This is a genomic window from Flavimobilis sp. BM9, assembly GCF_058313055.1.
Genome location: NZ_JBZEMO010000003.1, coordinates 309,753 through 323,737 on the forward strand (window position 1 = coordinate 309,753; position 13,985 = coordinate 323,737).

A 13,985-nucleotide genomic window follows, 5' to 3' on the forward strand; every position below is an offset into this window, starting at 1 on the left:
GTCAGCGCCCTGCCAGGTCAGGCTGCCCGTAGCCCAGGACCGCGAGCACCTTGCCGCTCACGACACCGAGCGCCGCGATACCGATCCCGACCCAGAAGAGCCACGGGAGCGACGCGACAACAGCACCGGCAGCGACGAGGACACCGAGGAGGACGACGATCGTCGTGGTCCAGGCTGCCGTCGTGTGCCCGTGGTTGTGATGGGGAGCGGCCGGCGGGAGGTACATCGTCTCCCGCGTCGGTTCGATCGGTTCAGCCATCGTGCATGCCCTTTCGCCAGACGCGGCCCCCACGGGCCGCTCGTACGGTCGCGGCCGCGCCTCACGGTGCGCCCAGCACTCAGAGCCTAGCCGAAGGTCCTAGTCAGGAGGGTGGCACGCCCACTACCCGGCGTCACGCTCGCGCGACTGCTCGTCCCACAGCGCAGCGACGTCGTCGTCCGCAGGAGGGCCCTCGCCAGGCCGGGGAGACGACGGGCGCTCGTGCCGGTCGGAACGTCGCTGCCACCCTCGACCTCCGGGCAGCACGGCGACCGCCACGAGGAACGCGGCGACGCCGAGCGCCGCCGCGATCCACGGAGCCGACGTCGTCGTCGCCTCGGCCGACAGGACAGGCACCCCCGTGAGGCGTGCCGCCTCGGAGGACGCGACGCTCGCGGGGTCGCTGACGACACCGAGGGACGTCGCGACGACGACGACCGCCGCCGCGCCCAGCGCCGCCGCCACGACAAACCTCCCACCCGTGCCGACGAGCAGCGCCGCGACTCCCGCCGCGAGCACCGCGAGACCCGCAGCCGTCACAGCCGGAGCGGCGCCGGAGCCGACGACCTCGATCGGCACCCTGCCGTCGAGCGCGCTCGTGCCCTCCGCGCGCACCCAGCCCAGGAGCCCCGTGCCGAGCAGCGCGCCGCCGAGCAGGACGCTCGCGAGCACGGCCGCCCGGCGGGACAGCCCCCGCACGATCATGCGCCCGCGCCCGCCAGCCGCGCGGCGAGCTGGATCGCGCGCACCGCCGCGGCCGCCTTCGACCTCGACTCCTCGTACTCCGTCGCGGGGACCGAGTCGGCGACGATCCCCGCGCCCGCCTGGACGCTCGCTCGCCCACCGCGCAGGAGCGCGGTACGGATCGCGATGGCCATGTCCATGTCGCCCGCGAAGTCGAAGTACCCGACGCAACCTCCGTAGATCCCGCGAGACGCAGGCTCGAGCTCGTCGATCAGCGCGATCGCCCGCGGCTTGGGGGCCCCGGACAGCGTGCCTGCCGGGAAGGTCGCCCTGAGCGTGTCGACCGCGGACGCACCGGGCCGCAGCTGCCCGACGACAGTCGAGCACAGGTGCGTGATGTGGCTGAACCTGCGCACGGCCATGAACTCGATGACCTCGACCGACGTGGGCGAGCACACCTTGACCAGGTCGTTGCGAGACAGGTCGACGAGCATGAGGTGCTCCGCGCGCTCCTTCGGGTCACCGAGGAGGTCCTCGGCGAGCGCCACGTCCTCCTCCGGCGTCGCCCCTCGCGGGCGCGAGCCCGCGATCGGGAACGTCACGACGCGTCGGTCCTCGACCTTGACGAGGGTCTCAGGGCTCGACCCGACGACCGCGAAGTCGCCCCCGGCGGCATCCTGCAGCTGGAAGTAGTACATGTACGGGCTCGGGTTGATCGTGCGCAGCGCCCGGTAGACGTCGAGCGGCGCCGCCGGGCAGTCGAGGTCGAGACGCTGCGAGAGCACCACCTGGAAGACCTCACCGTCGCGGATCGCCTCCTTGCCCGCGACGATCGCGGCCTCGTAGTCGGCGCGCTCCGAGCGGAACTCGAGCACAGGCTCGGGTGCGTCTCCGAGCGTGACCGCGACGCTCGCGACGTCCGCACCCCGCCCTTCGACGAGCGTGCGCTGCATCGCATCGAGACGTGAGACCGCGTCCGCGTACGCCTCGTCGACCCGCTCGTCCGTCGCGTCGAAGTTGATCGCGTTCGCGATGAGCCACACCGAGCCGGTCAGGTGGTCGACCGCCGCGATGTCGGACGCGAGGCACAGCGTGACCTCAGGGACGCCGAGCTCGTCAGGCGCGGTCGACGGCAGCGTCGGCTCCCAGTGCCGCACCACGTCCCAGCCGAGAGCACCCGCGAGGCCGCCCGTGAACGGCGGCAGACCGTCGAACGACGGCGTCGCGAGCACCTCGAGCGTCCGCGCGAGGACGTCGAGCACGTCACCGTCCGTCGGCACGCCCGCAGGCACGTCGCCGGACCAGCGCGCCGCGCCGTCGAGCACCGACAGGGTCGCGCGCGAACGCACGCCGACGAACGACCAGCGGGACCAGCCGCCGTCGAGCGGCGCGGACTCCATGATGAACGTCCCCGGGCGACCGCCCGCGAGCGTGCGATACAGCCCGACCGGCGTGACGTCGTCGACCAGGAGCCTGCGCACGACGGGGATGACACGACGGTGCTGTGCCGCGAGCCACGAGAAGTCGTCCGCGGACGGCCACGTCGTGCCCCAGGGCAGGGACTCGCCCGGTCCGGTCACCGTGCGCTCGTCAGCCGCCGTCATCGCGTCTCCTCCTCGCTCGAACCCCCGGCACCGCCGGGGACCTCTCCGACCACCGCGCCCAGGTCGCCGCCCGCGGCGAAGCACGTGCGCTCGCCCGTGTGGCACGCCGCACCGATCTGCTCCACCTGGACGAGCAGCGCGTCACCGTCGCAGTCGATCTCGACGGACCGCACGTACTGCGCGTGCCCCGACGTGTCGCCCTTGCGCCAGTACTCGTCGCGCGAGCGGCTGAAGAACGTCACGCGCCCCTCGGTCAGCGTGCGGCGCAGCGCCTCGTCGTCCATCCAGCCCAGCATGAGCACCTCGCGGGTGTCGTGCTGCTGCACGACAGCGGCCACGAGGCCGGCCTGGTCGCGCTTGAGCCGCGCGGCGACCGCCGGGTCGAGGACGGGCGTGGGGGCAGGGGTCGAGTCGTTCACCGGCCGATCATCGCACGGTCGACGGTCAGCGCGTCTGAGCGATCCAGGCGGCGTGCATGCCCGCGTACACGCCGTCCGCAGCGACGAGCTCGTCGTGCCGACCGACCTCGACGACACGCCCGTCGTCGACGACGACCACCAGGTCGCTCGACTCCGCGGTCGACAGGCGGTGCGCGATCGTGATCGTCGAGCGGCCCTCGGTCAGCGACTCGAGCGCCCGCGCGATACGCACCTCCGCGACCGGGTCGACAGCCGACGTCGCCTCGTCGAGGACGAGCAGGTCGGCACCAGCCAGGTGGGCCCGCGCGAGCGCGACGAGCTGGCGCTCCCCCGCCGACAAGGACTCGCCGCGCTGCCCGACGGGCGAGTCGAGCCCTTGTGGCCGCGTCCGCACCCACTCGGTGAGCCCGAGCTCCTCGACCGCGGCCGCGACGGCGGAGCGCGACTGCGGCGTGAGCTCGTCACCCTCCGCGGCGCTCCCGGAGCGCAGCCCGTACGCGATGTTCTGGGCGAGCGTGCCGTCGAACAGGAAGCCCTCCTGCGGGACCATGACGACCCGCTCGCGCAGCGACGCGAGCGTGAGGCGACGCAGGTCGACGCCGTCGAGCAGGACCTGACCCTCGGTCGGGTCCATGAGACGCACCACGAGCCGCGCGAGCGTCGTCTTGCCCGAGCCTGTCCGCCCGACGATCGCGACGCGGGTCCGCGCAGGCACCACGAGATCGACGTCACGCAGGACCGGCGGCCCGCTCGGGTACGAGTAGGACACGCCGCGCAGCTCGACGCTCGCCGGGCCGCGCGGGCTCTCGACCCCGTCGGTCGGGTCGACGACGTCGAGCGGCGTCTCCAGCACGGCCAGCACGCGGCGCCAGCCGGCGACAGCGTTCTGCATCTCGTTGAGCACCTCGGTCGCCATCTGCACCGGGCCCGTGAAGAGCTGCACGAGGAAGAGGAACGCCAGGAGCTTGCCGATCGTGACCTCACCGGCGAGCCCCAGGAAGGTCCCCACGACCACGACGACAGCCAGGACGAGGTTCGCCACGAGCGTCCCGCTCGCGAACACGGTCGCGACACGCACCTGCGCACGGACCGCAGCCTCCTGGTGGCCCGCCACCGCGGCGTCGACCCGGCGCCGGGTGCGGTCCGACGCACCGTACGCGCGGATCGTCTCGGCACCGACCACAGACTCCGAGATGGCGCCCAGCATCGCTCCCATGCGCTCGCGCACGACCGCGTACGCGGCCCCGACACGCCGCTGCGCAGGCCCGAGCACGAGCGCGAGCGGGAGGAACGCGAGCCACACGACGATCGCGAGCGGCCACGAGTACAGGGCCATGAGGACCGTCGCCGCGGTCACCTGGAGGGTCGAGACGAGCAGCATGACGCCACCCCACTGCACGAACGTCGAGATCGTGTCGACGTCGCTCGTCACGCGCGACACGAGTGCTCCGCGACGCTCGGTGTTCTGCGTGAGGACCGAGAGGTCGTGGACGTGCCGGAACGCGCGGACGCGCAGCGTCGCCAGACCCGCCTCGGTGCTGCGGAACAGGCGGACGTTGACGACGGTCGAGCACGCGCCCGCGATCACGAGGAGGCCCCCTGCGAGGAGCACGAGGACGACGACCCGCCCGACGTCGACTCCGCCCGCACCACCGAACCCCGTGTCGATCGCCTGCTGCACCGCGACCGGCACGACCACACGGCCCGCAGCCGCGACCACCGCGAGCACGAGCGTCAGAGCGATCCCGTCGACGAGCTCGGGCGAGACGCGCACACCCGCACGCAGCGTCGCCCAGACGCCGAGGGAGCTCGCGGCGGCGATGCGCCCGGTCGCGTCTGTCGTAGGTCCCTGCTCCGCACTGCGCACCCCGGCCCTCACGCGTCCCCCTCCTCACGCTCGTCCGCGCGGCGCGCGGCCTCGTCCTCGTACGCGGTCGCGAGCGCTGCGTACCCGACGTCGCGACGCATGAGCTCGGCGTGCGTGCCTGTGTCGACGACGCGGCCACCCTCGACGTGCACGACCGAGTCCGCGAGGGCGACGCTCGACATCCGGTAGGCGACCATGACGACCGTCGGGCGGTCGGCGTGCGAGCCTGAGTCACGCAGCGAGCCGAGGATGTCGCCCTCGACACGCGGGTCGACCGCCGACGTCGCGTCGTCGAGCACGAGGAGGCGCGGCCTGCGCACGAGCGCCCGGGCGATCGCGAGACGCTGCCGCTGGCCACCGGACAGGCTCGCGCCACGCTCGCCGAGCGGGGCCTCGAGGCCCCCGGGCAGCGCACGGACGACGTCGCCGACGTGCGCCTGGTCGAGCGCCGCCCAGACGGCGTCGTCCGACGGTGCGTCCGGGTCGCCGTCGTCCTGCAGCGTGACGTTCCCGCGGACGGTGTCCTCGAAGACGAACGTGGACTGCCCGACGAGCGCCACCGCGGACGACAGCTCCTCGACGCTCAGGTCCCGCACGTCGACACCGTCGATGCGCACCGCGCCCGACGTCGGGTCGGACAGCCGCGCGAGGAGCGACACGAGCGTCGTCTTCCCTGCGCCCGTCGGCCCGACGACGGCGACGACCGTGCCCGGCGCGACGTGGAGGCTCACCTCCTCGAGGATCGGCACCGGCCCGTGGCTCGCAGCGACGACGACGCCCACGTCGTCCACGTCGACGGCGACGCCGTGACCGTCGCGGGGCGGCAGGTCGCCACGTCCGGGGACGAGGTCCCCGTCGGCGTCGATCACGCGGCTGATGCGGTCGTACGCGACGAGCGCGCGCGGCAGCTCGCCGAGCACCCAGCCGAACGCCCGGACGGGCACCGCGAGCATCGTCAGCAGGTACGCCGCCGCGACGATCTCCCCCGTGCCTACCGCGCCCGCGCTCGCCCGCCACGCCCCCACGCCGAGGACGAGCAGGGTCCCGAGCGACGGGAGCAGCTCGATCACCGGGTCGAAGTACGCACGCACCCGCCCGGCGCGCACGTTGGCGGCGCGCAGCTCCTGCGCGACGGCGTCGAACCGGCGCTCCTCGCGTCCCGCGGTCCCGAGCGCCTTGACGAGGAGCCCCGCCTCGAAGCTCTCGTGCGCGGCGTCAGAGATCTCGCCGCGCAGCTGCTGCGACACCGTGACCGCCGGCGTCATGCGTCGTTGGAACACGACGTTGACCGCGAGGACGAGAGGCAGCACGCTCAGGGCAGCCACGGCGAGCCAGGCGTCGACGGCGAAGAGCTGGACCGTCGCGACCACGAGCATGACCGCGACGCCGAGCGCGAACGGAAGCGGGTTGAACACCCCCGTCGCCGCCTCGGCGTCCGAGCTCGCGTGCGCGAGAAGCTGCCCGGTCGGCTGCGACCGGTGCCAGGACACGGGGAGCTCGAGGAAGCGGTGCGTGACGGCGCGTCGATGGTTCGCGCCGAGCTTCGCAAAACCGATGCCTGCGAAGATGCGGCGCCCCGCGACGGTCAGCGCGAGGACGAGCGCTGCGGCGGCGATCGCGCCGCCCGCGCGCCACACGTCGCCCGACGTGACGTCCGCACCGGACAGGGCGGGGACGACGACCTCGTCGGTCGCCCGACCGAGCACGACCGACACGCCCACCGTCATCGCGCCGCCGACCGCAGAGACACCGATCGCGAGGACATAGGTGCGCCACTCGTCGCGGATGCCGCGCGCCATGAGCACGATCGACTGCCGTGCCCGGGAGCCCGGCAGGGCGTGCGGACGACGCATGCAGACACTCCCCTCGACGACGACCCGGCTCACGTCATCGTGTCACGAGCCGTGCCACGATGAATGCATGACCTGGCACCAGCACGAACGCGAGACCCTGGCCGCACTCCTGCTCTCCGTCGGCCCGGACGCGCCCACGCTGTGCGAGGGGTGGCGGTCCCGCCACCTCGCGGTCCACCTCCTGCACCGCGAGTCCGCGGCGCTCAGCCACCTCAGGACGGTCCCCGGACCTGTCGGCCGGGTCGGCTCCGAGGCGTTCGACGCGGCAGTCGAAAGGTGCCTCGACCCCGAGGAGTACGCCGCGACTCTCGACGAGTTCGCCCAGGCGCCGGCCGCGTGGAGCCCGTGGGGCTTCGCGGGCGACTCGGTCAACCTGCTCGAGTTCTTCGTGCACGGCGAGGACGTCCGGCGCGCGGGAGCGCTCGCCGAGGACGGTTCGCTCGCGGCGCCCGACGCGCCGACGCCAGGCCCGCTCCCGCCGTCCCGCAGCCTCTCCCCCGACGAGGCCGACACGATCTGGCAGGCGCTGCGCCGTGCGGCGCCGATGATGCTCCTGCGCGTACCCGTCGGCCTCGTCTACGTCCGGGACGACGGTCCTCGCGCCGTCGTGCACCGCCCGCGCGAGGGGAACGGCACCGTCGTCGTGCGCGGCGACCTCGGTGACCTCGTGCTGCACGCGTTCCGCCGGGGCGCGCGCACCCGCCTCACCGTCGAGGGCGATGCGGACGACGTCGCGGCGATCGCCGCACGCTGCCCGCTCCCCTGACCCCGGTCAGCGGACCGGGATCCCCGCCGCACGCATGTCGTCCTTGACCTGACCGATCGTCAGGGTGCCGAAGTGGAAGACGCTCGCCGCGAGCACCGCGTCCGCACCCGCCCGAGCGGCCTGGGTGAAGTGCGCGGGCTCCCCCGCGCCGCCGCTCGCGATGAGCGGCACCGAGACCGTCCGGCGCACGTCGCGCAGCATGTCCAGATCGAATCCAGCCGTCGTGCCGTCGGCGTCCATCGAGTTCAGGAGGATCTCCCCCGCGCCGAGCTCCGCCGCGCGGGCGGCCCACTCGACCGCGTCGATGCCCGTGCCGCGGCGGCCACCGTGCGTCGTGACCTCGTAGCCCGACGCGGTCTGCGTACCCTCCTGGCAGCGGCGCGCGTCGACCGAGATCACGAGGACCTGGGAGCCGAAACGTGCCGCGATCTCGCTGATGAGCTCAGGGCGGGCGATCGCCGCGGTGTTGACGCCGACCTTGTCGGCGCCTGCACGGAGCAGCTTGTCGACATCCTCGGTGCTGCGCACACCGCCGCCGACGGTGAGCGGGACGAACACCTGCTCAGCCGTGCGGCGCACGACGTCGTACGTCGTCTCGCGGTTCCCCGACGACGCGGAGACGTCGAGGAACGTGATCTCGTCGGCGCCCTCGGCGTCGTAGCGTCGGGCCAGCTCGACAGGGTCGCCCGCGTCGCGCAGGTTCTCGAAGTTCACGCCCTTCACGACGCGGCCCTGGTCCACGTCCAGGCACGGGATGACCCTGATCGACACGCTCATCGAAGCTGTTCCCTCACTCGTCCTCGGCGGGCGGCTCGTCGCCGCCCGTCCCCTCGTCGCTCTCTTGCGTCCCGGTGTCCTCGGGCGCCGCAAGCGTACCGGCGTAGAGGATGTCGACGACGAACACGACCGTCTCCTCGGCCCATGCCGAGTCGGTCCCGCCGTATGCCCACGCCGGCGGCGCGACGACGAGCACCTGGCTGCCGACGGTCTGCTCGATGAGCCCCTCGTCCCACGCGGCGACTGGCCGGGAGTCGCCGACGATCGTCGTGAACGGAGCCCTTCCCGCCGGCCACGACGAGTCGATGACCTCGCCCGACGACCACGCGACCGCCGTGTACTGCACGATGACGGTCTGCCCTGCCTTGACCTGGTTGCCGACGCCACGCACGAGCGGCTGCACGACCAGCGACTCGGGCGGGCCCGAGTCGGGGAGCGTGACGGTCGGGGCTCCGGAGTCGTCGAGCGCGACCGACGGCAGACCTTCGGGTACGTCGACCTCGTCGCCGACCGCACGGCCCGCGATGAGGTCTGCGACCAGCACGACAGGGGTGTCGTCGACCTCCTCGACGACGAGCACGCGAGCACCGGCCTCCTGGCCCAGGAGCGCGCTGTGCAGGCGGCCGCCGAGCGAGTCGACCGTCACCTCGTGGACCCGGGGCAGCTCGTCGTACGTGTCGACGATCTGCGTGCCGTCCCGGCCGTCCTGGCCGAAGAGGTTCAGCAGGACCGTCGACCCCTCGACCGCCTCCGGTCCGTCCCCCTCCCAGACGACCTCGATGTACGGCTCGGTCACGGTGAGCGGCTTCGCGAACTCGAGCTGCGGCACACCGCCGAACGACCCCGAGACGGTCACCGTCCGGTCCGGTTCGTCGGGCGACGTGCACGCGACGAGGGACGCGACGGCGAGCGCCGCGACGGCGACACCGGAGCAGACGCGGCGCAGGGCCCGCGGAGCAGTCACAGATCTCCTCACATCGCCTCGATGAGGCGCTCGACGCGCTCGTCGACGTTCGCGAAGGGGTCCTTGCACAGGACGGTCCGCTGCGCCTGGTCGTTGAGCTTGAGGTGGACCCAGTCGACGGTGTAATCGCGCCGCGCGCTCTGGGCGGCCTTGACGAAGTCGCCCCGCAGCTTGGCCCGCGTCGTCTGCGGCGGGATCGACGTCGACTCGAGGATCTCGGCGTCGGTCGTCACGCGCTCGACGAGGCCGCGCTCGGCGAGGAGGTTGTAGATCCCCTCGGAGCGAGAGATGTCGTGATAGGCGAGGTCGAGCCGGGCGACCCGCGGGTCGCCGAGGCCCAGCCCGTGCTTCGCCCGGTAGCGCTCGATCAGCTTGTGCTTGATGACCCAGTCGAGCTCACGCTCGACCGGCGTCATATCGCCGTCCTGCAGCGCGGCGAGGCCGCGGCTCCACAGATCGACGACCTTCCTGTCGGTCTCGGACGCCCCGTGCGTGTCCAGGTGCGTGACGACCTTCTCGAGGTACTCCTCCTGCAGGTCGATCGCCGTGACGACGCGACCGCTCGCCAGCTCGACCGGGGCGCGGCCGGACACGTCGGCGCTGATCTCGCGGATCGACCGGATCGGGTTGTCCAGGGCGAGGTCCCGCAGGCGGGCCCCCGACTCGATCAGGCGCAGCACGAGGTCGGTCGCACCGACCTTGAGCATCGTCGTCGTCTCGGACATCGACGAGTCACCGACGATCACGTGCAACCGCCGGAACAGCTCGGCGTCGGCGTGCGGCTCGTCGCGCGTGTTGATGATCGGGCGCGACCTGGTCGTCGCGCTCGAGACCGCTTCCCAGATGTGCTCGGCACGCTGGGACAAGCAGAACCGCGCGCCCTGCGGGGTCTGGTGGATCTTCCCGGCACCCGTGAGCACCTGCCGCGTGATGAGGAACGGCACGAGCAGGTCCGAGAGCTTCGCGAAGTCGCCCTTGCGACGCACGAGGTAGTTCTCGTGGCACCCGTAGGAGTTGCCGGCCGAGTCGGTGTTGTTCTTGAAGAGATGGATCGTCCCGGAGCCACCCTCCTCGGTCAGCCGCTGCTGGGCGTCCTCCACGAGCCCTTCGAGGATGCGCTCGCCGCCGCGGTCGTACGTCACGAGCTGGCGCAGGTCGTCGCACTCCGCGGTCGCGTACTCGGGGTGCGACCCGACGTCGAGGTAGAGGCGAGATCCGTTCGTCAGGAACACGTTCGACGAACGTCCCCACGCCACGACCTTGCGGAAGAGGTGCCGGGCGACCTCGTCGGCCGTCAGCCGGTCGTCGCCCGTCGTCGCGCACGTGACCCCGTACTCGGTCTCGAGGCCGAAGATCCGGCGGGTGCTGGTGACGTCGGTCGTCATGCGTCCCCCTCGATGAGCGCGGCGAGCTCGGCGGCCAGCACGCGACGGAACGCGCGGCGCGGTCGCCGCCGGTCGAGCACGGCGACCTCGAGCTGCGTCGCGGCGACCTGGTCGCGGTCGTCGCCCTTGGCGAGGACGGACGCGGCGAGACGCGTCACCTCGGCGAGCGTCATCGCTGGACGCCACGCCGCGGCGACGGCCTCGGCGAGCTCCTCGGCGTCACCACCCATGACGACGTGGTCGTGCTCGTCGGTCACCGAACCGTCGTAGGACAACCGGTAGATCTGGTCGGTCGCGGGCGAGTCCCCCACCTCGGCGACGACGATCTCGACCTCGAGCGGCTTCGACTCGGTCGTGAAGACCGTGCCGAGCGTCTGCGCGTAGGCGTTCGCGAGCCCACGCGCCTGCACGTCGCCACGGTCGTACGAGTAGCCGCGCAGGTCCGCGTAGCGCACGCCTGCGACGCGCAGGTTCTCGAACTCGTTGTACTTGCCGACCGCGGCGAACGCGATGCGGTCGTAGATCTCCGAGATCTTGTGCAGCGCACGCGAAGGGTTCTCCGTCGCGAACGCGATCCCGTCGTCGTACCCGAGGACGACGACGCTGCGGCCGCGAGCGATGCCCTTGCGCGCGAAGTCCGCCCGGTCCTTCATGAGCTGCTCGGGCGACACGTAGAACGGCATCGTCATGGCTGCACCTCCGTCCGTCGGGAGCGGCGGTCCGCGACGATCGCGGAGGTCGCCGCCTCGAGCTCCGTGTCGACGACGCGCTCGTAGCCGCCCGCGGTGACGACCGCGACGACCGGCCAGATGTCGCGCAGCGAGTCAGGACCGCCGGTCGCCGAGTCGTCGTCCGCCGCGTCGAAGAGCGCCCCGACGGCAGCGCGGACGGCCGCGTCGCGGCCGAGGCCGCGACGCCACTCCTTCTTGAGCGATCCGCGCGCGAACATCGCGCCCGAGCCGACGGCGTGGAAGTCCTGCTCCTCGTAGCGCCCGCCCGTCACGTCGTACGAGAAGATCCGGCCCACCCCACGGTCAGCGTCGTAGCCCGCGAAGAGCGGGACGACGACGAGTCCCTGCATCGCGAGACCCAGGTTGCCGCGGATCATGGTCGCGAGCCGGTTCGCCTTGCCGTCGAGCGACAAGAGCGTGCCCTCGATCTTCTCGTAGTGCTCGAGCTCGAGCTGGAACAGCCGGACGAGCTCGACGGCGAGACCTGCCGTCCCGGCGATGCCGACAGCAGACAGCTCGTCTGCGGGGAAGACCTTCTCGATGTCGCGGCTCGCGATGTGCGAGCCCGCGGTGGCACGGCGGTCCCCCGCCATGACGACCCCGCCGTCGAAGCGCAGCGCGACGATCGTCGTCGCGTGCGGCACGCCGACGTCCTGCGGGACGCCGCCCGGGCGCGCGCCAGGAAGCAGGTGCGGGGCGTGGTCGGCGAGGAAGTCGACGAACGACGACGAACCCGGTCGCATGAAGGACGCGGGCAGCCCTCCTGGTGCGTCAGCGCTCATCGGCAGATCACTCGCCGCCCTTCTGGACGAAGCCGCGGACGAAGGACTCGGCGTTCGTCTCGAGGACGTCGTCGATCTCGTCGAGGAGGGCGTCGACCTCCGCGTCGCGCGACTGCGCCGCGGGCGCTGCGGGCGGGGCCGGCTCGTTCTCCGGGGCTGCGTCGTCGTGGGACTGGTTGACACGTTCCTGACCGGCCATGACTCCTCCTTCGTGCAGGTGCTTCACTCCATCTAACCCCATCGGGGACGCGACGGTGAGGCGTGCCCGCGCCGCGGTCAGGACGTCAGCGCCGCGAGAAATCCTGCGACGTCGTGGGCGTGCGCGGCGAACAGCGGACCGACGTGCTCCGCGGTGCCGCGGTGCGGGTCCAGCATCGACACGCGCTGGAGCGCTGCGGCTCCCGGCACGTCGAGGACGACCGCGTCCCAGCTCGCCGCGTTCACCGCGTCCGCGAAGTGCTCCATGACGCCCCCGCGGAAGTACGCACGCGTGTCGAGCGGAGCGTGCACGACCGCGCGCTCGACCGAGGCGTCGTCGGCCACCCGGTCGACCGCACCCGCCGCGAGGAGGCGCTGATAGACGCCACGCTCGGGCCGCACGTCGCTCCACTGCAGGTCGAGAGCCGCGAGCCGCGGGTGGTCCCACGCGAGGCCCTCACGCTCGCGCATGCGCTCGAGGAGGCGCAGCTTCGCGACCCACTCGACGTCGCGTGCGCACTCCGACGTCGAGCGGCGCAGCCGCGCGAGCACGTCCTCCCAGCGGTCGAGGACGTCGAGCGTCTCGGCGTCGCTCGAGCCGAGCGCGCCGCACGCGTCACGGGCGACCGCGAGCAGCTCCGTCTGGATCTCGAGTGCCGTGCGACGCTCGCCCGAGGCGAGCAGGAGCGGGACGGTGAGGGTCAGGTCCCTGCTCACGGTCGCGACGTCGGGCACCGGGTCGGCGAGCCGCAGCGCGTCGAGCCGCGCCGCAGCGCCGGGCACCCGGTCGAGGTTCTCCAGGACGAACAGCACGAGGCTCGTCGTCCCGAGCTTGAGGTACGTCGCCGTCTCGAGCAGGTTCGCGTCACCGATGATCAGGTGCAGGCGGCGCCAGCGGGCGCGGTCGGCGTGCGGCTCGTCACGCGTGTTGACGATCGGGCGACGCAGGGTCGTCTCCAGCCCCACCTCCGCCTCCATGTAGTCCGCGCGCTGGGAGAGCTGGAAGCCTGCCTCCTGTCCCGTCGGCCCGAGCCCGACGCGGCCCGAGCCGCAGAACACCTGGCGCGTCACGAGGAAGCTCGTGAGCAGGTCCGTGATCGTCGAGAACGGCACGGCGCGGTCGACGAGGTAGTTCTCGTGAGTGCCGTAGCTCGCGCCCTTGCCGTCGACGTTGTTCTTGTAGAGCACGACGTCGATGCCGACCTGCGCGAGCTCGCGCGCCGCAGCGCGCACGACCCGCTCGCCGGCCACGTCCCACACGACGGCGTCACGGGGCGACATGACCTCGGGCGACGAGTACTCGGGGTGCGCGTGGTCGACGTAGAGCCGAGCACCGTTCGTGAGGATCACGTTCGCCGCGCTCGGGTCGTCGTACTCCGGGACGACCGGACGCTCGACCTGCTGGACCGACTGCACGGCCGCGTCACCCGCGTCCGCGTCCGGGTACGACGGGCCGCTCGGCGCCGGCCGCGACGGGTCGTCCGTGAGCAGGGACGGGTGCGCGGCGGCACGGTTGAGGCGGTAGCCGCGCGCGTCCGAGAGCGGGTCCTCGTCGCCGTAGTCCCACCGGGCCGGCCTGCGCTGCGCCGACAGCGCCCGGTAGGCGTTGACGACCTGCGACGACATGAGCATCGCGTTCGCCCTCGGGTTGCCCGGCGTCACGACGCCGTACTCGGTCTCGATGCCCATCACACGC

Annotated in this window: 14 protein-coding genes; 1 reads left to right on the forward strand and 13 read right to left on the reverse strand. The window is 72.5% G+C overall.

The features are described from left to right. Position 1: 1 nt before the first annotated feature. From AC4F3Q_RS07425 to AC4F3Q_RS07450, 6 genes are all read right to left on the reverse strand, one after another. Positions 2-259 carry an HGxxPAAW family protein gene (locus AC4F3Q_RS07425; RefSeq protein ID WP_168447481.1) on the reverse strand — a complete coding sequence of 86 codons (258 nt, stop codon included), beginning with the start codon at positions 257-259 and terminating at the stop codon, positions 2-4. Positions 260-382: 123 nt separating this feature from the next. Further along, positions 383-964 (reverse strand): Trp biosynthesis-associated membrane protein, encoded by a 582-nt coding sequence (locus AC4F3Q_RS07430; RefSeq protein WP_491039400.1) that lies wholly within the window; start codon positions 962-964, stop codon positions 383-385. Further along, the gene (locus AC4F3Q_RS07435; RefSeq protein WP_491039401.1) at positions 961-2,547 is read right to left on the reverse strand and encodes an anthranilate synthase component I; all 1,587 of its coding nucleotides are present in this window, start codon (positions 2,545-2,547) and stop codon (positions 961-963) included. Before AC4F3Q_RS07435 ends, AC4F3Q_RS07430 begins: the two co-directional genes overlap by 4 nt. Further along, a complete protein-coding gene (gene hisI, locus AC4F3Q_RS07440) occupies positions 2,544-2,966 on the reverse strand; it encodes a phosphoribosyl-AMP cyclohydrolase (protein ID WP_491039402.1) in 423 nt (140 codons plus the stop codon). Before hisI ends, AC4F3Q_RS07435 begins: the two co-directional genes overlap by 4 nt. A gap of 25 nt (positions 2,967-2,991) precedes the next feature. Next, a complete protein-coding gene (locus AC4F3Q_RS07445; RefSeq protein WP_491039403.1) occupies positions 2,992-4,845 on the reverse strand; it encodes an ABC transporter ATP-binding protein in 1,854 nt (617 codons plus the stop codon). Next, positions 4,842-6,686 carry an ABC transporter ATP-binding protein gene (locus AC4F3Q_RS07450; protein ID WP_491039404.1) on the reverse strand — a complete coding sequence of 615 codons (1,845 nt, stop codon included), beginning with the start codon at positions 6,684-6,686 and terminating at the stop codon, positions 4,842-4,844. Before AC4F3Q_RS07450 ends, AC4F3Q_RS07445 begins: the two co-directional genes overlap by 4 nt. A gap of 67 nt (positions 6,687-6,753) precedes the next feature. Here AC4F3Q_RS07450 and AC4F3Q_RS07455 point away from each other — a divergent pair, with 67 nt between their 5' ends. Beyond that, a complete protein-coding gene (locus AC4F3Q_RS07455; RefSeq protein WP_491039405.1) occupies positions 6,754-7,452 on the forward strand; it encodes a TIGR03085 family metal-binding protein in 699 nt (232 codons plus the stop codon). Positions 7,453-7,458: 6 nt separating this feature from the next. Here AC4F3Q_RS07455 and hisF read toward each other — a convergent pair whose 3' ends face one another. The 7 genes from hisF to dop all read right to left on the reverse strand — a co-directional run bounded on the left by hisF (position 7,459) and on the right by dop (position 13,978). Beyond that, positions 7,459-8,229, reverse strand: coding sequence for an imidazole glycerol phosphate synthase subunit HisF (gene hisF / locus AC4F3Q_RS07460; protein WP_491039406.1), 771 nt, complete (start codon positions 8,227-8,229; stop codon positions 7,459-7,461). 13 nt (positions 8,230-8,242) lie between these two features. Continuing rightward, positions 8,243-9,193 carry an FKBP-type peptidyl-prolyl cis-trans isomerase gene (locus AC4F3Q_RS07465; protein WP_491039407.1) on the reverse strand — a complete coding sequence of 317 codons (951 nt, stop codon included), beginning with the start codon at positions 9,191-9,193 and terminating at the stop codon, positions 8,243-8,245. An 8-nt stretch (positions 9,194-9,201) separates the two neighbouring features. Continuing rightward, on the reverse strand, positions 9,202-10,578 hold the full coding sequence (gene pafA, locus AC4F3Q_RS07470) for a Pup--protein ligase (protein WP_491039408.1): 1,377 nt from the start codon (positions 10,576-10,578) through the stop codon (positions 9,202-9,204). Next, positions 10,575-11,267, reverse strand: a complete 693-nt coding sequence (prcA, locus tag AC4F3Q_RS07475) for a proteasome subunit alpha (RefSeq protein WP_491039409.1) — start codon at positions 11,265-11,267, stop codon at positions 10,575-10,577. Before prcA ends, pafA begins: the two co-directional genes overlap by 4 nt. Beyond that, positions 11,264-12,091, reverse strand: a complete 828-nt coding sequence (gene prcB / locus AC4F3Q_RS07480) for a proteasome subunit beta (protein WP_491039410.1) — start codon at positions 12,089-12,091, stop codon at positions 11,264-11,266. Before prcB ends, prcA begins: the two co-directional genes overlap by 4 nt. A gap of 7 nt (positions 12,092-12,098) precedes the next feature. Continuing rightward, positions 12,099-12,290, reverse strand: coding sequence for a ubiquitin-like protein Pup (locus tag AC4F3Q_RS07485; protein WP_098457008.1), 192 nt, complete (start codon positions 12,288-12,290; stop codon positions 12,099-12,101). Between the two features lie 77 nt (positions 12,291-12,367). Then, entirely contained in the window at positions 12,368-13,978 is a 1,611-nt protein-coding gene (gene dop, locus AC4F3Q_RS07490) for a depupylase/deamidase Dop (RefSeq protein WP_491039478.1), read from the reverse strand. Between the last annotated feature and the right edge of the window lie 7 nt (positions 13,979-13,985).